26 protein-coding genes are annotated in these 24,051 nt (G+C 70.6%); 19 read left to right on the forward strand and 7 right to left on the reverse strand.

The features are described 5' to 3' along the window. Window positions 1-205 precede the first annotated feature (205 nt). Together AB0H86_RS05995 and AB0H86_RS06000 are read right to left on the reverse strand one after the other, a co-directional pair. Window positions 206-907: a GntR family transcriptional regulator gene (locus AB0H86_RS05995; protein WP_362433714.1), complete on the reverse strand. Its 702-nt coding sequence runs from the start codon at window positions 905-907 to the stop codon at window positions 206-208. 128 nt (window positions 908-1,035) lie between these two features. Then, window positions 1,036-2,394: an aspartate aminotransferase family protein gene (locus AB0H86_RS06000; RefSeq protein ID WP_362433440.1), complete on the reverse strand. Its 1,359-nt coding sequence runs from the start codon at window positions 2,392-2,394 to the stop codon at window positions 1,036-1,038. A gap of 234 nt (window positions 2,395-2,628) precedes the next feature. Between AB0H86_RS06000 and AB0H86_RS06005 the strand changes: the two genes are divergently transcribed. The 5 genes from AB0H86_RS06005 to AB0H86_RS06025 all read left to right on the forward strand — a co-directional run bounded on the left by AB0H86_RS06005 (window position 2,629) and on the right by AB0H86_RS06025 (window position 6,447). Further along, on the forward strand, window positions 2,629-3,240 hold the full coding sequence (locus tag AB0H86_RS06005; protein ID WP_362433443.1) for a DJ-1/PfpI family protein: 612 nt from the start codon (window positions 2,629-2,631) through the stop codon (window positions 3,238-3,240). Further along, window positions 3,237-3,698, forward strand: a complete 462-nt coding sequence (locus AB0H86_RS06010) for a MarR family transcriptional regulator (RefSeq protein WP_362433445.1) — start codon at window positions 3,237-3,239, stop codon at window positions 3,696-3,698. Before AB0H86_RS06005 ends, AB0H86_RS06010 begins: the two co-directional genes overlap by 4 nt. 84 nt (window positions 3,699-3,782) lie before the next feature. Beyond that, window positions 3,783-5,747 (forward strand): protein kinase, encoded by a 1,965-nt coding sequence (locus AB0H86_RS06015; protein WP_362433447.1) that lies wholly within the window; start codon window positions 3,783-3,785, stop codon window positions 5,745-5,747. Between the two features lie 53 nt (window positions 5,748-5,800). Then, on the forward strand, window positions 5,801-6,049 hold the full coding sequence (locus AB0H86_RS06020) for a hypothetical protein (RefSeq protein ID WP_362433450.1): 249 nt from the start codon (window positions 5,801-5,803) through the stop codon (window positions 6,047-6,049). Further along, window positions 6,046-6,447, forward strand: a complete 402-nt coding sequence (locus tag AB0H86_RS06025; RefSeq protein ID WP_362433452.1) for a DNA-binding protein — start codon at window positions 6,046-6,048, stop codon at window positions 6,445-6,447. The genes AB0H86_RS06020 and AB0H86_RS06025 overlap by 4 nt, the downstream gene beginning before the upstream one ends. 63 nt (window positions 6,448-6,510) lie before the next feature. On the opposite strand, the gene AB0H86_RS06030 is transcribed toward AB0H86_RS06025, so the two are convergent. Next, entirely contained in the window at window positions 6,511-7,263 is a 753-nt protein-coding gene (locus AB0H86_RS06030; protein ID WP_362433455.1) for an SLATT domain-containing protein, read from the reverse strand. Window positions 7,264-7,510: 247 nt separating this feature from the next. Here AB0H86_RS06030 and AB0H86_RS06035 point away from each other — a divergent pair, with 247 nt between their 5' ends. The 3 genes from AB0H86_RS06035 to AB0H86_RS06045 all read left to right on the forward strand — a co-directional run bounded on the left by AB0H86_RS06035 (window position 7,511) and on the right by AB0H86_RS06045 (window position 9,194). After that, entirely contained in the window at window positions 7,511-7,855 is a 345-nt protein-coding gene (locus AB0H86_RS06035) for a YbaB/EbfC family nucleoid-associated protein (protein ID WP_362433458.1), read from the forward strand. An 87-nt stretch (window positions 7,856-7,942) separates the two neighbouring features. Beyond that, on the forward strand, window positions 7,943-8,542 hold the full coding sequence (recR, locus tag AB0H86_RS06040) for a recombination mediator RecR (protein WP_362433461.1): 600 nt from the start codon (window positions 7,943-7,945) through the stop codon (window positions 8,540-8,542). After that, entirely contained in the window at window positions 8,535-9,194 is a 660-nt protein-coding gene (locus AB0H86_RS06045) for a DUF5063 domain-containing protein (RefSeq protein WP_362433463.1), read from the forward strand. The genes recR and AB0H86_RS06045 overlap by 8 nt, the downstream gene beginning before the upstream one ends. A gap of 4 nt (window positions 9,195-9,198) precedes the next feature. Here AB0H86_RS06045 and AB0H86_RS06050 read toward each other — a convergent pair whose 3' ends face one another. After that, the gene (locus AB0H86_RS06050; protein WP_362433465.1) at window positions 9,199-9,594 is read right to left on the reverse strand and encodes a hypothetical protein; all 396 of its coding nucleotides are present in this window, start codon (window positions 9,592-9,594) and stop codon (window positions 9,199-9,201) included. Between the two features lie 102 nt (window positions 9,595-9,696). Between AB0H86_RS06050 and AB0H86_RS06055 the strand changes: the two genes are divergently transcribed. The 5 genes from AB0H86_RS06055 to AB0H86_RS06075 all read left to right on the forward strand — a co-directional run bounded on the left by AB0H86_RS06055 (window position 9,697) and on the right by AB0H86_RS06075 (window position 12,730). Beyond that, entirely contained in the window at window positions 9,697-10,482 is a 786-nt protein-coding gene (locus AB0H86_RS06055; RefSeq protein ID WP_362433716.1) for a helix-turn-helix transcriptional regulator, read from the forward strand. Beyond that, entirely contained in the window at window positions 10,479-10,670 is a 192-nt protein-coding gene (locus tag AB0H86_RS06060) for a DUF397 domain-containing protein (RefSeq protein WP_362433468.1), read from the forward strand. Before AB0H86_RS06055 ends, AB0H86_RS06060 begins: the two co-directional genes overlap by 4 nt. Window positions 10,671-10,957: 287 nt before the next feature. Then, the gene (locus AB0H86_RS06065; protein ID WP_362433470.1) at window positions 10,958-12,025 is read left to right on the forward strand and encodes a hypothetical protein; all 1,068 of its coding nucleotides are present in this window, start codon (window positions 10,958-10,960) and stop codon (window positions 12,023-12,025) included. 34 nt (window positions 12,026-12,059) lie between these two features. Further along, window positions 12,060-12,344, forward strand: coding sequence for a hypothetical protein (locus AB0H86_RS06070; protein WP_362433472.1), 285 nt, complete (start codon window positions 12,060-12,062; stop codon window positions 12,342-12,344). After that, the gene (locus AB0H86_RS06075) at window positions 12,341-12,730 is read left to right on the forward strand and encodes a twitching motility protein PilT (protein WP_362433475.1); all 390 of its coding nucleotides are present in this window, start codon (window positions 12,341-12,343) and stop codon (window positions 12,728-12,730) included. The genes AB0H86_RS06070 and AB0H86_RS06075 overlap by 4 nt, the downstream gene beginning before the upstream one ends. A 121-nt stretch (window positions 12,731-12,851) precedes the next feature. On the opposite strand, the gene AB0H86_RS06080 is transcribed toward AB0H86_RS06075, so the two are convergent. After that, window positions 12,852-13,691, reverse strand: coding sequence for a PhzF family phenazine biosynthesis isomerase (locus tag AB0H86_RS06080; protein WP_362433477.1), 840 nt, complete (start codon window positions 13,689-13,691; stop codon window positions 12,852-12,854). Window positions 13,692-13,867: 176 nt separating this feature from the next. Between AB0H86_RS06080 and AB0H86_RS06085 the strand changes: the two genes are divergently transcribed. The 5 genes from AB0H86_RS06085 (at window position 13,868) to AB0H86_RS06105 (ending at window position 19,015) form a co-directional block, all read left to right on the forward strand. Further along, window positions 13,868-14,056, forward strand: coding sequence for a hypothetical protein (locus tag AB0H86_RS06085; protein WP_362433480.1), 189 nt, complete (start codon window positions 13,868-13,870; stop codon window positions 14,054-14,056). Between the two features lie 224 nt (window positions 14,057-14,280). Continuing rightward, the gene (locus tag AB0H86_RS06090) at window positions 14,281-15,558 is read left to right on the forward strand and encodes an aspartate kinase (protein WP_362433483.1); all 1,278 of its coding nucleotides are present in this window, start codon (window positions 14,281-14,283) and stop codon (window positions 15,556-15,558) included. After that, window positions 15,555-16,607: an aspartate-semialdehyde dehydrogenase gene (locus AB0H86_RS06095; protein ID WP_362433485.1), complete on the forward strand. Its 1,053-nt coding sequence runs from the start codon at window positions 15,555-15,557 to the stop codon at window positions 16,605-16,607. Before AB0H86_RS06090 ends, AB0H86_RS06095 begins: the two co-directional genes overlap by 4 nt. Window positions 16,608-17,240: 633 nt before the next feature. After that, entirely contained in the window at window positions 17,241-17,846 is a 606-nt protein-coding gene (locus AB0H86_RS06100) for a SigE family RNA polymerase sigma factor (RefSeq protein ID WP_362433718.1), read from the forward strand. Continuing rightward, window positions 17,843-19,015 (forward strand): hypothetical protein, encoded by a 1,173-nt coding sequence (locus tag AB0H86_RS06105; protein WP_362433487.1) that lies wholly within the window; start codon window positions 17,843-17,845, stop codon window positions 19,013-19,015. Before AB0H86_RS06100 ends, AB0H86_RS06105 begins: the two co-directional genes overlap by 4 nt. A gap of 150 nt (window positions 19,016-19,165) precedes the next feature. Here the strand turns inward: AB0H86_RS06105 and AB0H86_RS06110 are convergent, their stop codons facing one another. Next, complete coding sequence (locus AB0H86_RS06110) at window positions 19,166-19,969, reverse strand: SURF1 family protein (protein WP_362433490.1); 804 nt, start codon at window positions 19,967-19,969, stop codon at window positions 19,166-19,168. 163 nt (window positions 19,970-20,132) lie between these two features. On the opposite strand from AB0H86_RS06110, the gene AB0H86_RS06115 reads away from it, so the two are divergent. Continuing rightward, a complete protein-coding gene (locus AB0H86_RS06115) occupies window positions 20,133-21,959 on the forward strand; it encodes a prolyl oligopeptidase family serine peptidase (RefSeq protein WP_362433492.1) in 1,827 nt (608 codons plus the stop codon). Window positions 21,960-22,010: 51 nt separating this feature from the next. Here AB0H86_RS06115 and AB0H86_RS06120 read toward each other — a convergent pair whose 3' ends face one another. Continuing rightward, complete coding sequence (locus AB0H86_RS06120) at window positions 22,011-23,930, reverse strand: NAD-binding protein (protein WP_362433720.1); 1,920 nt, start codon at window positions 23,928-23,930, stop codon at window positions 22,011-22,013. Between the last annotated feature and the right edge of the window lie 121 nt (window positions 23,931-24,051).

Consider the following 24,051-nt stretch of genomic DNA (forward strand, 5'->3'; position numbering starts at 1 on the left):
CCGCACGGTGGTCAAGGCAGGGTAATCGGTGCGGCGCCCGGTCGGCTCCCCCCGCGCGATTCCCGACCTGCCCCGTCCCGCTCGGCTCGTGCACGTTCCCTACCCGGACCCGCCCGGCTCACCCGGGAGGCGGCGTGGGTCGGCGAATTCCCGCCGGTGCGGCAACTGGGGGGACCCGGCCCGAGGGACACGCCCCCGAGAGGTCTCAGCCCTGCCCCGTGCGCTCGACCAGCTCCAGGGAGTGCGTGTTGTACGCGGAGACGATCGTCCGGGCGGTCACGATGTCGCGGTCGGCGAGGGCGGCGGCCAAATCGGTGTGCCGGGACCACAGCCGGCCGCGCAGATCGGTCAGCCGGCGCACATGCTGCACGGTGCACACCCAGGTCTGCACGCGTAGCCGCTGCAGGAAGTCGGTGAGATAGGGGTTGCCGAAGAGCACGCTCAGCTCACGCCAGAAGCGCAGGTCGTAGCCGATCAGGATGGTGAGGTCACCGGCGTCGGCGGCGCGCCGTGCCTCCTCGCCCCGCCGCAGCACTCCCGCGACCGCGGCCGCACCGCGGGGGTCGTCGAGCCCCCGGTACCCCTTGTGGCCGTCGTCGAGCGCCTGGAACATCCCGTCGGTGACCAGGCTGCGGGCCTCGATCATCCCGCGGAAGTCCTCGACCGTGTACTCGTGCACCCGGAACCCCCGGTGCTGGTCGGCTTCGAGGAGCCCCTGCGCGGAGAGGTCGACCAGCGCCTCACGGACGGGGGTCGCGGAGACGCCGTACTGCTCGGCGATCTCCTTCACCGTGAACTCCTGCCCCGCCTGCAGTCTCCCGGCCAGCACCTCGTCGCGGAGTGCGTCGGCGATCTGCTGCCGCAGGGTGCTGCGGGTCACGGCGCCGTTGCCGCTGCTGGCGGGCATGGTTTGGGGCGTCTCCCTCGTCGCGTCGGGGTTGGCGTGCTCGTACATGTCTACGAGCACGCCACCTTACGCGTTCGAGTCGCCCCGGTACTTGGCACTTACATCCTGGCCGTCCGGCAGCCGCTCCGTCACTCCGTCGTGTACTCGTCAGCGACCGCCAGCGCGGCGTCCAGGACCGCCAGCCCCTCCTTCAGCTCCGCCTCGCTCACGTTGCACGGCGGCACCACATGGGTCCGGTTCATGTTGATGAACGGCCACAGCCCCTGCTTCTTCGCGGCGGCCCCGAACGCGGCCATGGCGGCGTTCGCCTCGCCCGCCGCGTTGTACGGCACGAGCGGCTCCCGGGTCTCCCGGTCGCGCACCAGCTCCACGGCCCAGAACATGCCGACGCCCCGCACCTCGCCCACCGACGGATGCCGCTCGGCCAACTCCCGCAGCGCGGGCCCGACGACGTCCCGCCCGAGCCTGGCCGCGTTCTCGACGACCCCCTCCTCGGCCATGACGTTGATCGTCGCGACGGCCGCCGCACACGCCAGCGGATGCCCCGAGTACGTCAGCCCGCCCGGGTACGGCCGCTTGGCGAAGGTCTCCGCGATCGCCCCGGAGATGGCGACTCCGCCCAGGGGCACATACCCGGAGTTCACGCCCTTCGCGAAGGTCATCAGGTCCGGTACGACGTCGAACAGGTCGGCCGCGAACCACTCACCGGTCCGCCCGAACCCGGCCATGACCTCGTCCAGGATGAAGACGATCCCGTACTTGTCGCAGATCTCACGGACACCGGCGAGATAACCCGGCGGCGGGATCATGATCCCGGCCGTCCCCGGAATCGTCTCCAGGATGATCGCGGCGACCGTGCCCGGCCCCTCGAAGGCGATCGTCGTCTCCAGGTGTTCGAGCGCCCGCGCGCACTCCTGCTCCTCGGTCTCGGCGTAGAAGCGGGAGCGGTAGAGGTAGGGCGCCCAGAAGTGCACCACTCCGGCCGCGCCGCTGTCCGACGCCCAGCGGCGCGGGTCCCCGGTGAGGTTCACGGCCTGCTGGGTGCCGCCGTGGTACGAGCGGTACGTCGACAGCACCTTCGCGCGGCCCGTGTGCAGCCGGGCCATGCGCACCGCGTGCTCGACGGCGTCCGCGCCGCCGTTGGTGAAGAAGATCTTGTCCAGGTCCCCCGGCGTCCGCTCGGCGATCAGCCGTGCCGCCTCCGACCGCGCCTCGATCGCGAACGCGGGCGCGAACGTGGTCAGGGTCGCGGCCTGCTCCTGGATCGCGGCGACGACCTTCGGGTGCTGGTAGCCGATGTTCGTGTAGACGAGCCCGCTGGAGAAGTCCAGGTACCGCCTGCCGTCGTAGTCCCAGAAGTACGACCCCTCCGCACCGGCGACGGCGAGCGGGTCGATGAGCTCCTGCGCGGACCAGGAGTGGAACACATGAGCGCGGTCCGCGGCCTTCACGGCGGCGCCGGCCTCGGGGTTTGGCTGAGGGGTCATGTGCCCGAGGGTAGGTGCCCGCGACGCGGAAGCGGTATGGGCGTCCTGTCTGCGGCACGGGGCGATCCACGACAGGTTGTCGAAGAACCACCCATTGACAGTGCGCTGTCGAAATGACAGCATGTTGTCATCTGAATCGAGTCATCTGATCGAGTCATCTGATCGAGTCATCTGAAGTCGACAGGACGGCCGAGAAGGCCACGACGACGACCGGGACGGTCCGAGGAGGCAGCCATGAGCCGCAAGCCCGTACATCTCGCCGTGTACGACACGCTCGCCGACTGGGAGACGGGACACGCGACGGCGTATCTCGCCCGCGCCGGGTACGAGATCCGGACCGTGGGGCCCAGCCGTGCGTCGGTGACCTCGGTCGGGGGGCTGCGTATCCAGCCCTCGTGCGCCCTGGCGGACGTACGCCCGCAAGACAGCGCCCTGCTGATCCTGCCGGGCGCCGACCTCTGGGACACGTCGTCCGTCGGCCTCGCCCCCTTCGCCCGCAAGGCCCGCGCCTTCCTGGACGCCGGCGTGCCCGTGGCCGCGATCTGCGGGGCGACCGCCGGGCTCGCGCGGGAGGGACTGCTCGACGACCGCGACCACACCAGCGCGGTCTCCTTCTACCTGGCCGCGACCGGATACACAGGCGGCGAGCGGTATGTCGAGACGGACGCCGTGAGCGACCGCGGCCTGATCACCGCCGGCCCGACCGAGCCCGTCGCCTTCGCCCGGGAGATCTTCCGGCTCCTCGGGGTGTACGAGGGCGAGGTGCTGGACGCCTGGTACCGGCTGTTCCACGACTCCGACGCCGCGGCCTACGCCGTACTGGAGCGGGCGGGGGCGACGCGGTGAGCCGGGAGCGCCAGGACCTGCTCAGTCGCGGCGCTCTCGGGGTGTTCCGGCTGAACGGCCAGTTCCTCGCCGTGGCCGAGGAGTTGGCGAAGCCCGCCGGGCTGACCGCCGCCTGGTGGCAGGTGCTCGGCGCGGTGCTCGGGGAGCCGTTGCCGGTGTCCGGCATCGCCCGCACGATGGGCATCACCCGGCAGAGCGTGCAGCGCGTCGCCGACCTGCTGGTGGAGCGCGGACTCGCCGAGTACCGGCCGAACCCCGCCCACCGCCGCGCCAAGCTGCTGGCACCCACCGAGGAGGGACGGGCGGCCGTCGCCCGCGTCGGCCCCGGGCACGCGGCCTTCGCCGACCGGCTGGCCGAGGCGTACGGTGACGAGGCCGAACTCGCGGACGCCGTACGGGTTCTGGAACGGCTCTCCAAGGTGCTCGAACAGGTGCGCCCGCCTGTTACGGAACCGTAGACAACGCCCAGCTCATCGCGGGGTGGGGCCGCACTATCCTCGATCTGTTGCTCACGTGCGGGGCGGGGGGAAGGCGGCGCAACGATGGAGAATCTCGGGTCCGGGGATCCACAACGGATCGGCGCGTACCGACTGTTGGCGCGGCTCGGCGCCGGCGGGATGGGACAGGTGTATCTGGCCAGGTCCGACCGGGGGCGGACGGTCGCCGTCAAACTCGTACGGGAGGAACTGGCCGCGCAGGACGAGTTCCGGGCGCGGTTCCGGCAGGAGGTGCAGGCCGCGCGGCAGGTCGGCGGGCACTGGACGGCGCCCGTGCTGGACGCGGACACCGAGGCCGCGGTGCCATGGGTCGCCACGGGGTACGTCGCCGGGCCCAGCCTCCAGCAGATCGTCGGCCACGACCACGGTGCCCTGCCCGAACGCTCGGTCCGTATCCTCGCGGCCGGGCTCGCCCACGCGCTGGGGGACATCCACGCGGCCGGGATCGTCCACCGTGACCTCAAGCCGTCCAACGTGCTGATCACGATCGACGGTCCGCGGGTCATCGACTTCGGCATCGCGCGGGCGCTGGAGACGGTCACCGACGGCGGGCTCACCCGCACCGGCGCGCTCGTCGGCTCGCCGGGCTTCATGGCCCCGGAACAGGTGCGGGGCGACCGGATCACCCCGGCCTGCGACGTGTTCTGCCTCGGTTCGGTCCTCGCCTACGCCGCCACCGGCAAACTCCCCTTCGGCACGGCCAACAGCGGGGTCCACGCCCTGATGTTCCGCATCGCGCAGGAGGATCCCGACCTCACGGGCGTCCCCGAGGGCATCGCCGACCTCGTCTGTGCCTGCCTGCGCAAGGACCCGGGGGCCCGCCCGACACTGGACCACGTCCTGGATCGCACCGGCGCCGAGGACACGGTCGCGGGCGGCCGGTCCAAGGACCCATGGCTGCCGAGTGCGCTGGTCGCCCAACTGGGGCGGCACGCGGTGCGGTTGCTGGAGACGGAGGACCCCGAGGGGGCGGGGGGCGGCGCCGGTTCCGCCGCGGGCCCGGACGCCGAGGTGTCCCCCGAGCACGGCGTCGCCGCCGACTCCTCCCCGTCCCCGATCCCGAATCAGGCCCAGGCCCAGGCCCCGGCCTCCACTCCCACCCCTGACACGCCGGCCAGTCCGCCCGTGCCGGGGCAGCCGGGCAGCGGGGCGCCGACGGACCAACGGGTGGACCACCTGCCGACCGTCGTCACGGGCCGCAACGGACAGGCGCCCCCGCCGGGAAGCGCTCCCGCCCACCCCGCCTACGGCTACCCGCAACAACACCCGCAGCCCTCGGCGTACGGCTATCCGCACCAGCCCGGCGCCCCCGGCACGACACCGCCGTACCACCAGTACAACCAGTACGGCGGCCTCGGTCAGACCCCGCCCTACGGCCCGCCGCCCACCGCTTCCACCCCGCCCTACGGCCCCACCGCCCCCCAGGACCCCAGGAACACCTCCCGCTCCACCGCCGTACTCGTCCTCGTCGCCCTGATCGTCGCGCTGGCGGCCGGCGGCTCGGTGTACGCCCTGATGAACGGCGGCGACGACGATCAGGCAGGCGGCACGCCCACACCCTCGGTGACGGCTCCCACCAGCCCGGGCGGCCAGGCCCTGGACGGCCGGCCGTCTCCCAGCCCCTCGCAGCCCACCACCTCCGCACCGCCGTCGGACGGCACGATCCCGGCCGACTACCTCGGCACCTGGGCCGCGACGATCGACAACGCCGACGGCACGCACACCCGCGAACTCACCCTCCAGCAGGGCGACACGGGCGACACGGTGCTCTCCCTCATCGCCGACGGCCCCACCGCGAACGGCACCTACCACTGCGTGTTCCAGGCCGACCTGACCGAACCGCCGGGCGCGGACGGCCCGTTGCGGATCGGTCCGTCCACGGTCACGATCGGCGAGCCCCGCTCCTCCTGTTCACCGGGCGCGGCGAGCGAGATCAGCCTGCTGCCGGACGGCACACTCCAACGCACGAACGCCGGCACGGACAAGAAACTGACGTACACCCGCCAGTGACCGGGGCGCCCAGCGGGACGACCACGGGGCGCATACCGCAGTATGCTGACGTCATGGCTGACACGACCCGTATCACGGTGACGCTGCCGACCGAGCAGGTCGCCGAACTGAGGAAGCTCACCGACAACGTCTCCGGCTATGTCGCCGAAGCGGTGGCGCGTCAGCTGCGGCACCAGCTGCTCGGTGCCGACCTGCGACGCCACCAGGAGGAGCACGGGGCCTTCACCGAGGAGGAGCTGGCGGAGGCGCGTTCCAGGATCTTCGGGACGACGGACAAGCGCGGGTCGGCGAGCGCGGCGTGACCGTGCACGTCGAGACCGTTGTCCTGGATTCCCAGGGGCTCTCCGCCTGGATTGCGCAGGACCGCAAGATTCTCGCGATGTTCCAGGTGTTCCATGCCGTGGGCGCCGATTTCGTCCTCGGAGCCAACACCGTCGTGGAAGTCAGCCACGCGCGGGTGAACATGCCTCGGCTGCGGTGGGCGCTGTCCCGCGTCAGGATCGAGCCGGTGACCGCGGATGCGGCGAAAACGTCCGCGGAACTGCTCAAGTCCGCAGGTCTGCACGGCCACAAGTACGCGATCGATGTGACTGTCGCCGAGGTGGCACTGCGTCAGCCGGGACCGGTGGCCATGCTGACGTCCGACGTCGATGACATGGCCCGGCTGTGCGGTGACCGCGTCCGGCTCATCGGCATCTGAGCGGAGTCTTGATCACGCCTCCCCCGGCCCCGCCTCCCCCGGCCCCGCTCCCCCCGGCACCGCTCACCTCGGCTCCGGTGGCCGCTGGCGGGGCATGTTCGGGCGGGCGCCGGTTCCCGGAGGGGAGGGGAAGCGTCCGGTTCCCGACGCTCCCGCGTCCTGTCGCTGCCCCGCGACCCCCACCGACTGGATCCCCAACGGTGCCGCCCCGGTCCGGAACTCCACCATCCAGTCCGCCGTCTCCGCCCGCACCAACTCCGTCACGTCCTCCGAGAACCGCCGCAGCACCCCGAGGCACCGGTCCGCCGCCTCGCTCGCCGTCCCGTCCGCCGGGCCCAGAACCTCCCGCACGCTCTCCGAGGCCCAGTCGAACTGCAGTGCCTGAAGCCGTCGCTGCACGGCCTGAGCCGTGGCCACGTCCCTTATCCACCCGGACGTCACCCCGAAGAACCGGTCCCCCGCGACACAGGCCACCCCCAGCAGCAACGCCAGATACCCCCAGGGCGCCACCCCGCCCACCACGCCCGTCATGTCCAGCAGCGGCAACGCGGCCCCCGCCACCGCGCCCCCCGCCGCGCCCACCCGCAGTACCCGCGCCCCCCGCCGCTTCCACACCCGGTCCGCGAGATACCACGACGCCGTCTCCAGCGCCCCGCGCTCCACCCATCGGTACAATTCGTGCAGCCGTACGGCGGGCTCGCCCCAGTCTCCGAGCGGAAACACCCGCCCCGTCAGATCGCCGGCCCGCAGCTCGGCCGCCCCCTCACCCCGACCGTCCTGAGGCGGACCCTCGGGCTGCATCTCCGGCTGACCCACCCGGCACTCCCTACCTGATCCCGACCGATCACGCTGCGTGACGGCTGATGCTGACGCGCCGCACCCTTACTACCGCCCAATGGGTGGCGAAGGATCGGGTTTCGTCACTTTTCCGCCCGGAAGTGGGTCTTGATCAGGTATAGGACGCACCGTCGAATCACTCGAAAGAGTGCTGGGGCGACGGCCGCACAGACCACGTAGGCTCGTGCTGAACGGGAAACCCCGTACCGACCAAGGAGAGCTGATCGTGATCCCCGGTGGTGGCCAGCCCAACATGCAGCAGCTGCTGCAGCAGGCTCAGAAGATGCAGCAGGACCTGGCGAGCGCCCAGGAGGAACTGGCGCGGACCGAGGTCGAGGGCCAGGCCGGCGGCGGTCTGGTGACAGCGACGGTCACCGGCGCCGGCGAGCTGCGCGCGCTGAAGATCGACCCCAAGGCGGTGGACCCGGAGGACACCGACACCCTCGCCGACCTCGTCGTAGCGGCCGTCCAGGCGGCCAACGAGAACGCGCAGGACCTCCAGCAGCAGAAGCTCGGCCCGCTGGCCCAGGGCCTCGGCGGCGGCACCGGCATCCCGGGCCTGCCGTTCTGATCCCCGGCCCGTCTATCTAAGACGGGCATCGGCCAACTACCGTACGGACAGAAGGACCCTCAACAAGCAGGGAAGGACGGGCAGTCCGTGTACGAAGGCGTGGTCCAGGACCTCATCGACGAATTGGGGCGGTTGCCCGGCGTCGGTCCCAAGAGCGCGCAGCGGATCGCCTTCCACATCCTGCAGGCGGAACCGACGGACGTACGGCGTCTCGCGCAGTGCCTGATGGAGGTCAAGGCGAAGGTCCGCTTCTGCGCGACCTGCGGCAACATCGCGCAGGAGGAGCTGTGCAACATCTGCCGCGACACCCGCCGCGACCTCTCGGTGATCTGCGTGGTGGAGGAGCCGAAGGACGTCGTCGCGATCGAGCGCACGCGTGAGTTCCGGGGCAAGTACCACGTCCTGGGCGGCGCGATCAGCCCGATCGAGGGCGTCGGCCCCGATGACCTCCGCATCAGGGAACTCCTCGCGCGTCTGGCGGACGGCACGGTCACGGAACTGATCCTGGCCACCGACCCGAATCTCGAAGGCGAGGCGACGGCCACGTACCTCGCCCGCATGATCAAGCCCATGGGCCTCAAGGTCACCCGCCTGGCCAGCGGCCTCCCTGTGGGTGGCGACCTGGAATACGCGGACGAGGTGACTCTCGGCCGCGCCTTCGAGGGGAGACGACTCCTAGATGTCTGACGCCACGCTGCACGCGACCAGCCAGAACCCCGACGACTTCGCGGTCCAGATCGCGGACCAGGTGGGGAGCTTCCTGGTGGCCGTCACGGAGGTCGCGAAGGGCGACGAGCCGGATTCGGCGGTCCCCTTCCTCCTCCTGGAGGTCTCCCAGCTCCTCCTGGCCGGCGGACGCCTGGGCGCCCACGAGGACATCCTCCCCGACGAGCGCTACGAGCCCGACCTGGGCCCGGAGCCGGACGTGGACGACCTCCGCGAGAACCTCGCCCGCCTCCTGGAGCCGATCGACGTCTACTCCGAGGTCTTCGACCCCTACGAGCCCCGCAAGGCGCCGGTCCCGGCCCGTATCTCCGACGACCTCACCGACGTCATCACCGACCTCCGCCACGGCATGGCCCACTACCGCGCCGGCCGCACCACGGAGGCCCTGTGGTGGTGGCAGTTCTCCTACTTCTCCAACTGGGGCTCCACGGCGTCGGCTGCACTGCGCGCACTCCAGTCGGTCGTCGCCCATGTCCGCCTGAACCAGCCCCTGGCTGAACTCGACGGCCTCGACACGGACCAGTCCATGGGCGACGAGACCCTGGAGGTCGAGGCGGGCCGGGTGATGGCGGAGGAGATCGGGGAGTCGCTGGGAGCGCGGCCCGCAAAGTAGCCCTTCACAGGGCTCTCAGCAGGACCTCCGGATCGACGTACGGCGCGCTCGGTGTCGGTTCGCTGTACCAGCGCAGCGGCCAGGTGTTGCCGTCCAGCGCCGGGATCCCGATGTAGGTGAGCGCGCGGTCACCTCGGCCGCCGAACCGCTGCACACCCAGCGGCCAGCTGTGCCCGCGCACCTCACCGGGCGCCAGCAGAAAGTACATCCACCGGAACCCGGACGCCTCGCACACGACCGGCCCCGCGTCCCCGTCCGCCGCCTCGATCATCCGCTCGGCGACCAGTTCCCCTCGTACGCCCTCGATCCGCACGGCGTCGAAATGCACGCCCGCCACGCGGAGTTGGTGACCTGAGGCCGGGATCCAGTCGGGGCGGTGAATTGCGTTCGTCATGGTCACACGGTGACGGTCGCGCGGCTACGCTCGGTAGTGACTGAGGTGATACACGCCGGGGTGTATCGGTAGGAGGCGCGTGCTGTGTCGGGTCAGTACAACTCCCAGATGCCGGTTGCCTGGCGCTACAGCGGCAACCAGCTGAAACGCTGGCGCACCAAGGCGAACGTCACCCGCGAGGAACTCGCCGCCGCCTCCAACTACTCGCCGGACACGATCAAGTCCATGGAGCAGGGGGTACGCATGCCGACGCCCCGAGTGCTCGACGCGGCGGACGAGCTGTGCCGCGCGGAGGGGCTGCTGAGCGCGGCCAAGGAGTACTTGCAGAGGGAGAAGTTCCCGGCGCGGGCGCAGGACTTCATGGAGAGGGAGCGGGAGGCGATCAGCCTCTGGTGGTACGAAGTGGCGTACATTCCCGGTCTTCTGCAGACGAAGGGGTACGCGCGTGCGCTCATCGAAAACCACGTGCCCCTCCTGGATGAGGAAACGGTGGAGGAGAGAATCGCAGCCAGGCTGGAGCGTCAGTCGATCCTCACCAAACGCAAGCCGCCGGTTGCCCTCAGCTTTGTGATCTACGAGGCAGCCCTGCGAGCCCCCCAGGTGGATGCGGAGCAGTTGCAGCACCTGCTGGAGGTGTCCCGCCTGCCGAACGTGGCTCTCCAGGCGCTGCCCTTCGAACGGGCCGTTTCCGCCGCGCTCCTGGGCCCTATCGTGCTGCTGGAAACCAACGATCACGAGCGGTTCGCCTATACAGAAGGCCAGTTGGGGAGCGACCTCTCGGTCGATCCGGCGGTTGTCAGCCGCGCCAACGAGCGGCTTAGCATGATCCGGGCGGAGGCTCTCAGCCCCGATGAGTCGGCCCGTTTTATTGAGCGGATGGTGACGCAGCCATGAGCGACCAACTGAAGTGGTTCAAATCGAGCTACAGCGACTCCGAAGGCGGCGCCTGCCTCGAAGTCGCGTTCTCCACCCGCATCCACATCCGCGACTCCAAGACCCCCACCGGCCCCGAACTCCGTCTCCCCGCCTCCGCCTGGACGGCGTTCCTCTCGGGAGTTTCCGCAGGTCGCCCCGGAGCTTGAGCCCCGAGCTCCGAGCTCTTTCCATGGGTTTCTGGTCTGGTTGAAATCCAACCCAACCAACCAAGTATGTACGTGAGTTGAGGCGTCGTACCTCGAAAGGGTGACGTTCCGTGATCGGCTTGCGCCGGAGAGTAAAGCCGCTCTAGGTTCGCGGCAAACAACCAAAAAGATCGGCCCCGGTCGGTGCGCCAACACCGGCTCCGGGGCCTGACCTACGAATCGAAGAACGAGGTTCGATCGTGGCTTACGCCTACCCTAGCCCTGCCCTGCCGTCCCCGTCGCACCCCATGGCCAAAACGGGCTACGGAAAACGCACCGCGGGTGACGAAGACCCGCACGCGGACCCGGACTTCGCACATCTGCTCCCGCGTGACGCCGAGGTAGCCGTCTTCATCGACCACCTCGACGACGGCCACGCGATGGGCCACAAGGTGCTCGCGCAGGAACACCCCCGCTACCGCCAGCAGGCGATGCGCACCTCGTTGAACCGCCTGACCGAGGCCGGCCACCTGCGCTGGATCAAGGAACACATCACCGTCGAGGACAACTCGATGCGCTGGGTGACGCGGACGTACTGGTCGCGTACGCGCAGGTCATCGGAGTGGTGGGCGAGCTTCGCGCGGGAGCGCAAGGGCAAGGACGTGACGCAGGACTACCGGCCCGGCCTGGCGCGCACCGAGGACCCGGCCCCGCAGCCCGCTCCTGAAGCTGAACCCACACAGAACGAACCTGCCCCCGACCGGCCCAGCGCCGCGTACCGCACGCTCGTCGGACTCCGCGCCGCCGACCCCCGTATGCCTCTCTCCGAGACCGACTGCCGGTCCCTCGAACCTCTCGCCGCGGAGTGGTTGTCCCGTGGCGCGACACCGAACGACATCACACGAGCCCTGACCGACGGGCTTCCCCCCAATGTCAGCAACCCGGGCGGCTTCGCCCGTACCCGACTGGAGACCAAGATGCCCCCGCAGAAGAGCGACACTGCCTCCGACGACGCCGCCGACACCGCCCCGGGCCGCCCGCTGCGAGCCCGCGTCACCCGCGTGATCATGGCCTGTGGCACCTGTGACCAGGACGAACGCACGGTGAAGATCGACCGGGGCATCTGTGAGGACTGCCGCAAGGAGTTCGCGGAGGACCCGATGACCGACGAGGACGTCACGAAGGGCTTCGAAGAGGTCGCCCACCTCGGCATCACGTCCGCTTACTTCCTCAAGCAGAAGCTGGAACGCCGTACGGGCGGCCCCGTGCCCGACACGTTCCGCTCCGTGCCCATCGAGGACCGGGTCATGTACCACTACCGCGACAACCGTGAGCGGATCGCGAACGGGCTGCCGCCGAGGCGCTGGAAGCGGTGACGTTTCAGTAGATCCCTTGGATTACATTTGGAATATGGCAGAGAAGGTGAAGTTCAGCGTGAGTCTCGATGCCGAGCTCGGCGAGGCGCTGCGGCAGTACGCCGAGGCGGAGGACGAGCAGCTCTCGGCCGTGGTCAGCCGGGCCTTGGAGGCCTACCTGGGCCACCGCAAGCGGATGCGTGACGGCCGGGAGGCCATGGTCGAGTACCAGGAGCGGTACGGCATGTTCACCGAGGAGGAGCGCGCCAGGGCCAAGGCCCGCGTGGCCGACCTCATGGGACGCGGCGAGCACGAGACGAAGGAGGCCCGCTCCGCGTGAGCCATGTCGTGTACGACTCGGGAGCGCTGCTCGCGGCGGCGAAGAACGACCGGAACTTCATCGTGCAACACGACGAGTTCCTCGCCGCGGACGTCCGGCCGATCGTGCCGGCGGGGGTGCTGGCCCAGTGCTGGGACACCCGTCCCAAGGCTGCGAACCTGCACAGGGTGCTGCGTCCCTGTCTCGTCCTGCCGCTGAACGAGACGACAGCGAAAGCGGCGGCACTGCTCTGTCAGAGCAACGGCACGGCGGACGTGATCGACGCCAGCGTGGTGCTCGCGTCTGTCACGCACGATGACGCCCTCATCCTCACGGACGACCTCGATGACATCAGGGCCTTGGCGGCGAGTGCCAACCGTAAACGCATCCGGGTGGAGCGGCCATGACGAGCCGGCCTTGGCGACGATTTCGAGGAACTCGCACTGCTCGGTCGTCGTGTTCAACCAGCCGGAGGACGGTCGGTACCGGCACGAGGAGTTCGCGGACTGACCCGACGCGAGGGGCGAATCAGGAGATCTGGACGGCCGCGCCCGAGACCCCGATCCCGCTGTCCGGCTCCCGTGGCACCGTCACCGTGATGGTGCTGGGTCGTCCCATGTCCACTCCCTGGTGGACCGTCACCGTCGCCGGAAGCGGCAAAAGGTCGAACTCGCGCAGGTAACCCCCGAACGCGGCGGCCGCGGCGCCGGTGGCCGGGTCCTCGACGACGCCGCCGGGCGGGAAGGGGTTGCGGGCGTGGAACACGGTCGGGGTCTCCCGCCAGACCAGGTCGATGGTGGTCCAGTCCTCGCGGCTCATGAGCGCGGACAGTGCGGTCATGTCGTAGGCCAGGTCGGCCAGTCGGTCACGGCCGGCGGCCGCGATCACCGGGTGCCAGGCGCCGCCGTAGGCCACGCGTGGCGGCAGCGCGGGGTCGAGGTCGTCGGGGGACCAGCGCAGGGCCGCCAGCAGCTCGGCCAGGACGGCGTCGGCGAGGGGGACCGATCGGGGTGGCACGCTCACCAGGGTGGCCGTCATGGAGCCGTCGTCGGCCTGGGCGGTGGAGACGGTGACCTCCCCTGCCTTTGTCCGCAGCCGCAGGGGCCCGACACCGTGACGCTGGGCGTGGGCGACCGCTGTCGCGATCGTGGCGTGGCCGCAGAACGGCACCTCGGCGAGCGGGCTGAAGTACCGCATGTCCAGGGATCCGTCGTCGCACGGAACGACGAACGCCGTCTCGGAGTAACCCACTTCCGCCGCCGTCTTGAGCATCGTGGCGTCGTCGATCCCGGTGGCGTCGAGCACCACACCCGCCGGGTTGCCGCCGGCGGGGTCGGTGGTGAAGGCCACGTAGCGCAATACGTCCATCGACAGACCGTATCCGAACAGGCGCGCTAGCGAGGGTCGATGGTGTAGCGCGCTACACCCCCGGTTCGGGAGAGCACTCCCTCGTGACGGCCGCCGCGAAACGGAATCGTTGATCTCGCAAGGCAAGCCAACCAGGCGCCGCCAACACGGAAAACGCCCTCACCGAAGGAAACCCCATGAAGTCGCTGCTCGCCTCCAAGCCCGTCCTCTGGTTCCTCTTCCTGTTCAACCTGGCCGTCGCCGCGGTCGCCCCCTTCGTCGTCGACGGTGCCCAGGGCGTCATGACCGCCGTAGGAATGGGCGTCGTCTCCCTCGGCGCCGGAGTCAGTCTGCTGCGGGGGCGGCGCAGGCCGGTCACCGCGTAGTCGAGTGACTACGCGGCGTACTTCCGGGCGCGTGCGGTCTGCTCCTGTGACACTTGGCACTTTTCCGGAGGCCCCGATGTGGGCATGCGCTGACCTGGGCGCCGAAGTCTCAGCATGCGATACCGCGGAGGCGATTTTCGGGTGCTCGATAGAATGAGCCGACCGCAGTACATATGCGTATGTGTGGACTGCGGATACACAGACTGACTGATCGAGGAGCGCACGTGGGCCTTGTCGTGCAGAAGTACGGAGGCTCCTCCGTAGCCGATGCCGAGGGCATCAAGCGCGTCGCCAAGCGAATCGTGGAAGCGAAGCAGAGCGGCCACCAGGTGGTCGTCGTCGTTTCCGCGATGGGTGACACGACGGACGAGTTGATCGATCTCGCCGAAAAGGTGTCTCCGATGCCTGCCGGGCGTGAGTTCGACATGCTGCTGACCGCCGGAGAGCGGATCTCCATGGCGCTGCTGGCCATGGCGATCAAAAACCTGGGCCACGAGGCCCAGTCGTTCACCGGCAGCCAGGCGGGCGTGATCACCGACTCGGTCCACAACAAAGCGCGGATCATCGACGTCACGCCGGGCCGCATCCGGACCGCGCTGGACGAGGGCAACATCGCCATCGTCGCCGGTTTCCAGGGCGTCAGCCAGGACAAGAAGGACATCACCACGCTCGGGCGTGGCGGTTCCGACACCACGGCCGTCGCGCTCGCCGCCGCCCTCGACGCCGAGGTGTGCGAGATCTACACCGACGTCGACGGCGTGTTCACCGCCGACCCGCGGGTGGTGAAGAAGGCGAAGAAGATCGACTGGATCTCCTTCGAGGACATGCTGGAGCTCGCCGCCTCCGGGTCGAAGGTGCTGCTTCACCGGTGCGTGGAGTACGCGCGCCGCTACAACATCCCGATCCACGTCCGCTCGTCCTTCAGTGGGCTCAGGGGCACGTGGGTCAGCAGTGAGCCGATCGAGCAAGGGGTCCAGAAGGTGGAGCAGGCCATCATCTCCGGTGTCGCGCATGACACCTCCGAGGCCAAGGTCACGGTCGTCGGTGTGCCGGACAAGCCGGGCGAGGCCGCCGCGATCTTCCGTACGATCTCGGACGCCGAGATCAACATCGACATGATCGTGCAGAACGTGTCCGCCGCGTCCACCGGCCTGACGGACATCTCCTTCACGCTGCCGAAGACCGAGGGCCGCAAGGCCATCGACGCCCTGGAGCGGAACAAGGCCGGCATCGGCTTCGAGTCGCTGCGCTACGACGACCAGATCGGCAAGATCTCCCTCGTCGGCGCCGGGATGAAGACCAACCCGGGCGTCACGGCCTCCTTCTTCGAGGCGCTGTCCGACGCGGGTGTGAACATCGAGCTGATCTCGACCTCCGAGATCCGCATCTCGGTGGTCACCCGCGCCGACGACGTGTCCGAGGCGGTGCGCGCGGTCCACTCCGCCTTCGGGCTCGACTCCGACAGCGACGAGGCCGTCATCTACGGAGGCACCGGGCGATGACCGTACGACCGACGCTCGCGGTCGTGGGTGCGACCGGAGCCGTCGGCTCGGTCATGCTCCAGATCCTGTCGCAGCACGCGGACATCTGGGGCGAGATCCGACTGATCGCCTCACCGCGCTCGGCCGGCCGCAAGCTGGCCCTGCGCGGTACGCAGGTCGAGGTGGTGGCGCTCACCGAGGACGCCTTCGACGGGATCGATGTCGCCATGTTCGACGTCCCCGACGAGGTCGCCGCCCAGTGGGCGCCGATCGCCGCCGCCAGAGGTGCGGTGGTGGTGGACAACTCGGGCGCCTTCCGGATGGACCCGGAGGTGCCCCTGGTCGTGCCCGAGGTCAATCCGCACGCGGTCCGTGTCAGGCCGCGGGGCATCATCGCGAACCCCAACTGCACGACCCTCTCCATGATCGTGGCCCTGGGCGCGCTGCACGCCGAGTTCGGGCTGCGCGAGCTGGTCGTCTCCTCCTATCAGGCGGTGAGCGGGGCCGGCCAGGCCGGGGTGGAGACCCTGCGCCAGCAGTTGTCCCTGGTCGCCGGGACGGAGCTGGGGACCAGCCCCGGAGACGTACGGCGGGCCGTCGGCGACAACACCGGGCCGTTCCCGGAGCCGGTCGCGCTGAACGTCGTACCGTGGGCCGGGTCGCTGCGCGAGGACGGCTGGTCCTCCGAGGAGATGAAGGTGCGCGACGAGTCGCGCAAGATCCTCGGACTGCCCAGGCTGCCGGTCGCGGTGACCTGCGTGCGGGTGCCCGTCGTCACCACGCACTCCCTGACCGTCCACGCCCGCTTCGAGGGCGAGGTCACCGTCCGCAAGGCACGCGAGATCCTCGCCACGGCCCCCGGGGTGGTGCTCTTCGACGATCCGGAGGCGGGGGAGTACCCCACGCCCGCCGATGTCGTGGGCACGGATCCGACCTGGGTGGGACGGGTGCGCAGGGCGCTGGACGACCCCACCGCGCTCGAACTCTTCGTGTGCGGGGACAACCTGCGCAAAGGCGCGGCCCTCAACACCGCGCAGATCGCGGAGCTGGTCGCGGCCGAGTTCGGCTGAGTCCGGTCGAGTTCGGTCTGACCCAGTCCAGTTCGCTCTGACTCAGTCCCGTTCGGTCCAGTCCAATTCGGTCAAGTTGGGCCTGATTTGGTCGAGTCCGTCGAGGTTCAAGAGAGTTCGGCCCAACTCGGTTCGTTTCGACCCGGTCTCAGGTGACGAAAGCGCCTTCTCGGACGCTTGGTGTTACGAGCGACACGTGGTGCTGCACGGTACTACTGCCGGAAAAGTCCTGGCCGAAACCGCATTCATTTGTAGGATCTGTGGATGACATGTGGCACGGGCGATGGTCCGTACCACTTGAACCGAGCTCGCCAGGCGTTCGAAGATTTGGCTCCCCGCCCTCCGCAACCGCGCGGAGGGCGGGGAGCGTCTTTGCGAACGCCCTTCAGGGGGCGCGGGGACGTTTTTTCGGGGCGTGGGGACGCTCCGGTCATTCAGGACACAGGGGAAGAGCGGGTAGGGCATGAGCGCGTTTGACGCACGGTCAGTTGTGCTGCCTGACAGAAGACGGTCAGTCTCGTACAACCCTGATGGGGTGAAGCGTGTCCAACAGGCGTGGCAGAGGTACTCGACTTCATTGCGGTCCCGCGCGGCTCGGCTCTCCGGCCGCCCCGTGCGGCCCTACGACCCCGCATGGCCGGCACGGCCGGTGGCATGCCGGTGATCGCGCCCATGCCCGCAGCGCGACCCACCCGCATACCGAACCAGCGCGACGGTGCCGAGTACGCCGAGGACACGGTGGCGGCCGGAACCACCGTCGACCACCTCACCGAGACCTACCGCGCGCACTACCGCTCGCTGTTGGGCCTCGCGGCGCTCCTCCTCGATGACACCGCCTCCTGCGAGGACGTCGTCCAGGAGGCGTTCATCCGCGTCCACTCCGCACGCAAACGCGTCCGTGACCCGGAGAAGACGCTCGCGTACCTGCGTCAGACGGTCGTCAATCTGTCCCGCTCGGCCCTGCGCCGCCGCATCCTCGGCCTGAAGCTGCTCTCCAAGCCGATGCCGGACATGGCGAGCGCCGAGGAGGGGGCCTACGACCTGCTGGAACGCGACTCCCTGATCACGGCGATGAAGGGCCTGCAGCGCCGCCAGCGCGAGGTGCTGGTCCTGCGCTACTTCGCGGACATGACCGAGGCGCAGGTCGCCGAGACGCTCGGGATATCGCTGGGCTCCGTCAAGGCGTATGGTTCGCGCGGCATCGCCGCACTGCGGGTCGCCATGGAGGCCGCGGCATGAGCCGCGACCACGAAGGGCGGCGTCATCTGCACGTCACCCACGAGCACGAGCCGTACGAGTGGCACGAGCCGACAGACGGGCCGGGCAACCAAGAGCCGAAGCAATCGCACGCTGGGAACGGAACTGTGAACCACGGCCCCGACGACCAGAGCTCCACGGAGCTCGACTCGGACGAGCTGGTGCTGCGCAGGTTGCTGCACGACGCGGTCCAGGAGGTCGAGCCGCGCGACGGCACGCTGGACCACCTGCGCAAGGCGGTGCCCGCCCGACGGGCCCGCAAGCGGCAGGCCGTCGTCGGCATGGCGGCCGCCGCGCTCTTCATCGGCACCGCCATCCCGGCCCTGTGGCATGTCTCCAACTCCAACGGCCTCGGCGCCGACCCCTCCATCGCCGGACATGGCGCGCAGGCTCAGGGCGGGGCCGGTCAGGGCAAGGGCCCGGACGGCGGGGAGAGCACCTCCGGCGGTTCCGCGGGCAAGACCGAGAACAAGGACAAGGCCGAGCAGAAGGAAAGCGGCAAGGGCAAGGCCACCGGCAGCGGCGCCGGATCGAGCGCCGGCTCCTACACCCCGCCCACCACCGCGGCAGGCGCCTCGGCGTGCACGGCCACCGAGATCGGCTCGGCCACCCAGAGCGTCAACGCCCCCGACTCGGTCGGCGCGGTCTACGGCACCTTCCGCTTCACCAACGTCTCCGGCACCGGCTGTACGGTCAGCGGCCCGGGCACGGTGGCTCCGGCCGCGCAGGGCGCCGCGGACGCCACCAAGATCGGCACCGTCCGGCATGTCGCCGGGGACGCGGCGGCCGCCCTGCCCGACCCGTCCCTGGAGGTCGGCTCACTGCTGCTCCAGCCGGGTTCCTCGTACGAGGTGCAGTTCGCCTGGGTCCCCTCGGAGACCTGCCCCACGACCGGCGGCGACACCACCGGCGGCGACACGGGCGCCCCGTCACCCGACCCGTCGCCCACGGACGGCCCCACCACGGACGGCGGCACCACCACGAGCGGCGACACCGGCACCTCGGCCCAGCTGGTCACGGAGGACGGCACGGCCGACGGCAGCGTGGTCGTCACCAACACGGCGGAGGGCGGCGCACCGTCGGTCTCGGCGGTCGTGTCCAACGCGTGCGCGGGCGCGGTGTACTGGACGGGCGTGCTGGCGGGGTCCTAGAGGCACCGTGCGCGTCGGTGTCGGCAGGGTCCTGGAGGACCCGTGCGCAGTCGGTGCCGGCCTTGGATGCTCAAGGCCTGGCGCCTCGCTGGGGGCGCTTGCGGCCGCCAGCATCCTCGTCGCCCGCGGCCCGCGGCCCGCGGCCCCTCGTCAGACGGCCACCCGCTCCTGGTCCCCACCCGGCTCCGGCTCCGGCTCCGGCACCAGGCCCAACTCCGCGTCCCGCAGGAACTCCACCTCACGGCGCAACAGCCGGAACCACATGAACACCACGAACCCGGCGAAGACGAACCACTCGCCGGTGTACCCCAGGTTCTGGAAGGCCTTCAGGTCCAGCCCCGAGTCCGCGGGCGCCGCCGCCGGTACGGCCGTCATCCCGGAGTCCGCCCGGGCCAGCGTGACCCACGCGTCGTAGACGTCGTACGGCACCAGGTTCACCAACGACGCCGCGCTGATCGCCGCTGTCTGCCCCGCCGGGAGACCTCCCCGCGCACTGACCCCGTTGTCCCCGGGCGTCTCGGACGCCTGCAGGGCCCCGGTGACGGAGACCTCACCGCCCGGCGCGGCCGGCACCTTCGCCGCGTCGGCGGAACCCGGCAGCCATCCCCGGACGACGGGCAGGGCCTCGCCCCCGTCGACGCGCAGCAATGTCAGGACGTAGTAGCCCTCGCGGCCGTCCAGCTCACGGTCCGGGATGAGCAGCTGCTTGCCGTAGTGCCCGGTCGCGGTGACCTGGCGACCGGAGGTGGACTTGTCCACCGGCAGCATCTCGGACAGCGGACGGGCAGCCTCCCGCGCGCTGGACGCGGCCTGTGTCTCCGCGCTGCGGTGGTCCTGCATCCGGTCCTCGAAGCGGCTGAGCTGCCACGACCCCATGAAAACGCAGAACGGGATGGCGAGCAGCACGAAGACGTTGATCCCCCACCAACGGGGCGTCAGCAGAAACCGGTACACACCTCCCACGGTACGGGGCTCCCGCGCCGGCCCGGGTCGCGGGGTCGGCGCCGGGCCCACCGCCGGCCGGGAAAGCAAGGGCTTCGGAAGAGGCCGGTCGAAGTTATCCACAGGCTGGGGGGCTGGTCTGCACGTTGTCGGTCTGGGCGGGCAGTATGGGGCCATGACTGAGAGCAACGGGTCCGCCTCGCCCGAGCGGAACGACGAGATGCCGGACGTGCCGGACTGGGAGAAGCGCTTCCGGGCGCCCCGGGTGTCGCTGCCCGACTGGGCGGAGGACGCGCCGGACCGCTCCCTGTTCGTGTCGAACGCGACAGGGACCTACGAGTTGTACGCCTGGGACCGATCGACGGGCGAGCAACGCCAGGTGACCGACCGGCCGAACGGCACGACGGACGGCGTGCTCTCCCCGGACGGCCGGTGGGTGTGGTGGTTCGACGACAAGGACGGCGACGAGTTCGGGGTCTGGCGCCGCCAGCCCTTCGAGGGCGGGGCGGACGACCTCGCCACGCCGGGCCTCAAGGCGTCGTACCCGGCGGGGCTGGCCCTCGCCCGGGACGGCCGTACCGCGGTCGTGGGCCGCTCCACCGACGAGGACGGCACGACCATCCATGTCTCCCGCGTCGGCGAGGAGCCCGTGCAGATCTACCGCCACCGCGAGTCGGCGGGCGTGGGCGACCTCTCCCACGACGGTTCGCTGATCGCCCTCGAGCACACCGAGCACGGCGACGCGATGCATTCGGCGCTGCGCGTCCTGCGCCTCGACGGCACCCCGGTCGCCGACCTCGACGACACCGAGGGCGGCGAGCGGGAACTCGGCCTGGAGGTCCTCGGCTTCGCTCCGGTGGACGGCGACACCAGGCTCTTGATCGGCCACCAGCGCCGGGGCCGCTGGGAGCCCCTGGTGTGGGACGTGGCGACCGGCGAGGAGACCGACCTCGCCCTGGACCTGCCCGGTGACGTCGGCGCCGAGTGGTACCCGGACGGCACCGGCCTGCTGATCGCGCACAGCTTCGAGGCCCGCAGCGAGCTCTTCCGCTACGACCTGGCGACCCGGGAGCGGGTCAGGGTCCCGACCCCGCCGGGCACGGTCTCCGGGGCGACGGCCCGCCCCGACGGCAGCGTGGAGTACCTCTGGTCCTCGGCCGCCGAACCGTCGACGGTCCGCTCGACGACGGGCCGCTCCGTCCTGGACCCGCCCGGCATGAAGTCCCCGGGATCCGTCGCCGTGCAGGACGTGTGGGTGGAGGGCCCCGGCGGCCGCATCCACGCCCTGGTCCAGAAACCGGCGGGCACCACCGGCCCGCTCCCCACGGTCTTCGACATCCACGGCGGCCCCACCTGGCACGACAGCGACGCCTTCGCGTCCGGCCCGGCCGCCTGGGTCGACCACGGGTACGCGGTGGTCCGCGTCAACTACCGCGGCTCCACGGGCTACGGCCGCGCCTGGACCGACGCCCTGAAGCACCGGGTCGGCCTGATCGAGCTGGAGGACATCGCGGCGGTCCGGGAGTGGGCGATCACCTCGGGCCTGGCCGACCCCGCCCGCCTCGTCCTCACCGGCGGCTCCTGGGGCGGCTACCTCACCCTCCTCGGCCTCGGCGCCCAGCCCGACGCGTGGACGCTGGGCATCGCGGTCGTCCCGGTCGCCGACTACGTCACGGCGTACCACGACGAGATGGAAGCCCTGAAGGCCATGGACCGCACCCTGCTGGGCGGCACCCCGGAGGAGGTCCCGGAGCGCTTCGAGGCGTCCTCACCCCTGACCTACGTCGACCAGGTCAAGGCCCCCGTCTACATCTCGGCCGGCGTCAACGACCCCCGCTGCCCCATCCGCCAGATCGACAACTACGTCAAGCGCCTGGAGGCCAGAGGGGCGGTGCACGAGGTGTACCGCTACGACGCGGGACACGGCTCCCTGGTGGTGGACGAGCGCATCAAGCAGGTGAGACTGGAACTGGACTTCGCGGCACGGCACTTGGCGGGCTAGGACCTGCGGGCGCCGGGCGGCGGGTGAGTGTGGCGGGCGGGTGTGGCACTCCTAAGTGCCCGCCCGCTCCCGGCTCCGCCGTCCCAGCAACTCCGCCAGCCCCCGACGGGTGGCGGCGATGACCACCCGGTCCGAGCCCCGCAGGACATACGTGTCCGGCAGATCCCACACCAGCCCCGAGCCCCCCGAGGGCCGTACGTCGTCATAGGCCTCCTCCGAGGCCGGCTCCTCCCGTCGGTCGGCCAGGACCCCCGTGTCCAACGCCAACACCCGCCAGGACCCGGCCCGGAACGCCTCCCCGACCGTCTTCCCGTCCAACTGCGGATGCCCGCCCACCTCCACCGCCGCGAACAACAGCACCCGCCGCTCGACCGGGATCGCCCCCAGGATCTGCCGCCCCATCATCGCCCCGGCGAACGCGGGTGCCGCCAGATGCGACACACTCCGGCTCCGCGTGGACGCCGCCGGGTGCGCGGCCCGCAGGGTGCGGTACACGGCGGTCGCGAAGTCGTCGTCGTACAACCGAAGGACGACCCGCAGGTCGGGCCGTACGGATCGGGCGTACAGCACGGCCTCCAGGTTCGTCGTGTCCGCGCTGGTCACCGCGAGCAGCGTCTGCGCGCGGTGGATCTTGGCGGATTCCAGGACGCCCTCCTGGGTGACGTCCCCGAGCACCACCGGCACCCGCAGCCGTCGTGCCGTCGCGAGCCCGCGTGCCTCGGGATCGGATTCCACGCACACCACGGGGATGTTCAGCTCACGCAGCCGCATCAGCACCCGCGTACCGATCTTGCCGAGCCCGAGCAGCACGACATGCCCGCCGATCCCACGCGGCGGCTTGCGCAACGCGGACGCGCTCCGGAAGGTGCCCAGCGCTTCGAGCACCGCGGCCAGCAGCACCGGCAGGAGCAGCAACCCGACCAGACCGGAGAGGAGTTGAAGGATCTGCCGTCCGGTCGCCGCCCCGATGGCCGGGTCGTCGATGGCGAAGAGATCGAGCAACGTCAGATAGAACGCGGCCAGCGGATGCATACCGGGCGTGACCAGCCACAGCGCCACCGCCAGCGCGATCACGCACCCCACCGACCCCGCCAGCGACCACCGCAGCCGCCGCGAGAACAACGAGGCGAACGGCGGTACGATCCCGCGCCTGGCGGGCAGCGAGGGCCCGGAGTACGAGACCTGTTCCAGTACGACGGTCCCGCGCCCGGTGGCGGCCCGTACCGTCGCCGCGTCCGGCAGGAGCAGGGGAACCTGGTCGTCGCCGCTCTCGGAACCGTCCGCGCCCGCCGGATCGTTGCCGGTCGCGGACAGCAGCGCGAGGGTGGCCAGCCCCGGGTCGGCCACCCGGCCGGGCCCCGGCGGCGGCCGTTCCACCGCGCGCAGCAGCAGCCCGTCGGTCTGGACGACCTTGCTGGTGCCGACGATCGCGGAGGCCGCCAGCGCGGGTGCGGCCGTGTCGGCGTCGGACATGACGGTCGTGGAGGCGTCGAACACCGAGGACGGCCCGGTCGTACCGCCCGTCGCCAACGCCGCCGCCTGGTCGAGGAGTTCCTCGATGTGCTGGCCCAGCCGCCGGTTGTACAGCCGCAGCACCAGCCGCAGCCGCGGGTTGAGGCGGCGGGCGGTGAGGGCGGCCCGGATGTTGGTCTCGTCGTCGTCGTACATGAGCGCGAGGGCAGCCGCCCGGTCCACGCCCGCCTCGGCGAGGGCGGCCTCGGCCGGCTCGGCGGCCTCCACCACCCGGGCTTCGGGGGCGGGCGGCTCGGCGGCGCCGTTGCCCCCGCCCCGGTTGACGGCCGCGTTCACCACCCGGTCGAGCAGCGCCGACGCGGTGCGGGCCCGTCCGACCACCGGGGTCCGTACGCCGCGTTCGGAGGGCGGTACGACGAGCGTGACCCGCTCCCCGTACACCCCGCGCAGTTCGGCGGCCAGTCGGTGCGCGAGCCCGTCGTCACCGCACACCACCATGTGCGTGCTCGCGTCACCCGGCGAACTCTGATTCGGAACAGTTGCCACGAGGGGCAAGACTGCCTCAACGGGGCAGGTGGTTGCAGCACCCGGTTCCGGTGTTCACTGAACGGGCACTCCT

This window comes from Streptomyces sp. NPDC050997, from assembly GCF_040660135.1.
Lineage (GTDB): Bacteria > Actinomycetota > Actinomycetes > Streptomycetales > Streptomycetaceae > Streptomyces.

Bases quoted from the DNA above. Each gene is read 5' to 3' on its own strand.
- AB0H86_RS05995 (WP_362433714.1), bottom strand. From the start codon at position 907: ATGCCCGCCAGCAGCGGCAACGGCGCCGTGACCCGCAGCACCCTGCGG.
- AB0H86_RS06000 (WP_362433440.1), bottom strand. From the start codon at position 2,394: ATGACCCCTCAGCCAAACCCCGAGGCCGGCGCCGCCGTGAAGGCCGCG.
- AB0H86_RS06005 (WP_362433443.1), top strand. From the start codon at position 2,629: ATGAGCCGCAAGCCCGTACATCTCGCCGTGTACGACACGCTCGCCGAC.
- AB0H86_RS06015 (WP_362433447.1), top strand. From the start codon at position 3,783: ATGGAGAATCTCGGGTCCGGGGATCCACAACGGATCGGCGCGTACCGA.
- AB0H86_RS06020 (WP_362433450.1), top strand. From the start codon at position 5,801: ATGGCTGACACGACCCGTATCACGGTGACGCTGCCGACCGAGCAGGTC.
- AB0H86_RS06045 (WP_362433463.1), top strand. From the start codon at position 8,535: ATGTCTGACGCCACGCTGCACGCGACCAGCCAGAACCCCGACGACTTC.
- AB0H86_RS06055 (WP_362433716.1), top strand. From the start codon at position 9,697: ATGCCGGTTGCCTGGCGCTACAGCGGCAACCAGCTGAAACGCTGGCGC.
- AB0H86_RS06060 (WP_362433468.1), top strand. From the start codon at position 10,479: ATGAGCGACCAACTGAAGTGGTTCAAATCGAGCTACAGCGACTCCGAA.
- AB0H86_RS06065 (WP_362433470.1), top strand. From the start codon at position 10,958: ATGGCCAAAACGGGCTACGGAAAACGCACCGCGGGTGACGAAGACCCG.
- AB0H86_RS06070 (WP_362433472.1), top strand. From the start codon at position 12,060: ATGGCAGAGAAGGTGAAGTTCAGCGTGAGTCTCGATGCCGAGCTCGGC.
- AB0H86_RS06080 (WP_362433477.1), bottom strand. From the start codon at position 13,691: ATGGACGTATTGCGCTACGTGGCCTTCACCACCGACCCCGCCGGCGGC.
- AB0H86_RS06085 (WP_362433480.1), top strand. From the start codon at position 13,868: ATGAAGTCGCTGCTCGCCTCCAAGCCCGTCCTCTGGTTCCTCTTCCTG.
- AB0H86_RS06095 (WP_362433485.1), top strand. From the start codon at position 15,555: ATGACCGTACGACCGACGCTCGCGGTCGTGGGTGCGACCGGAGCCGTC.
- AB0H86_RS06100 (WP_362433718.1), top strand. From the start codon at position 17,241: ATGGCCGGCACGGCCGGTGGCATGCCGGTGATCGCGCCCATGCCCGCA.
- AB0H86_RS06105 (WP_362433487.1), top strand. From the start codon at position 17,843: ATGAGCCGCGACCACGAAGGGCGGCGTCATCTGCACGTCACCCACGAG.
- AB0H86_RS06115 (WP_362433492.1), top strand. From the start codon at position 20,133: ATGACTGAGAGCAACGGGTCCGCCTCGCCCGAGCGGAACGACGAGATG.
- AB0H86_RS06120 (WP_362433720.1), bottom strand. From the start codon at position 23,930: ATGGTGGTGTGCGGTGACGACGGGCTCGCGCACCGACTGGCCGCCGAA.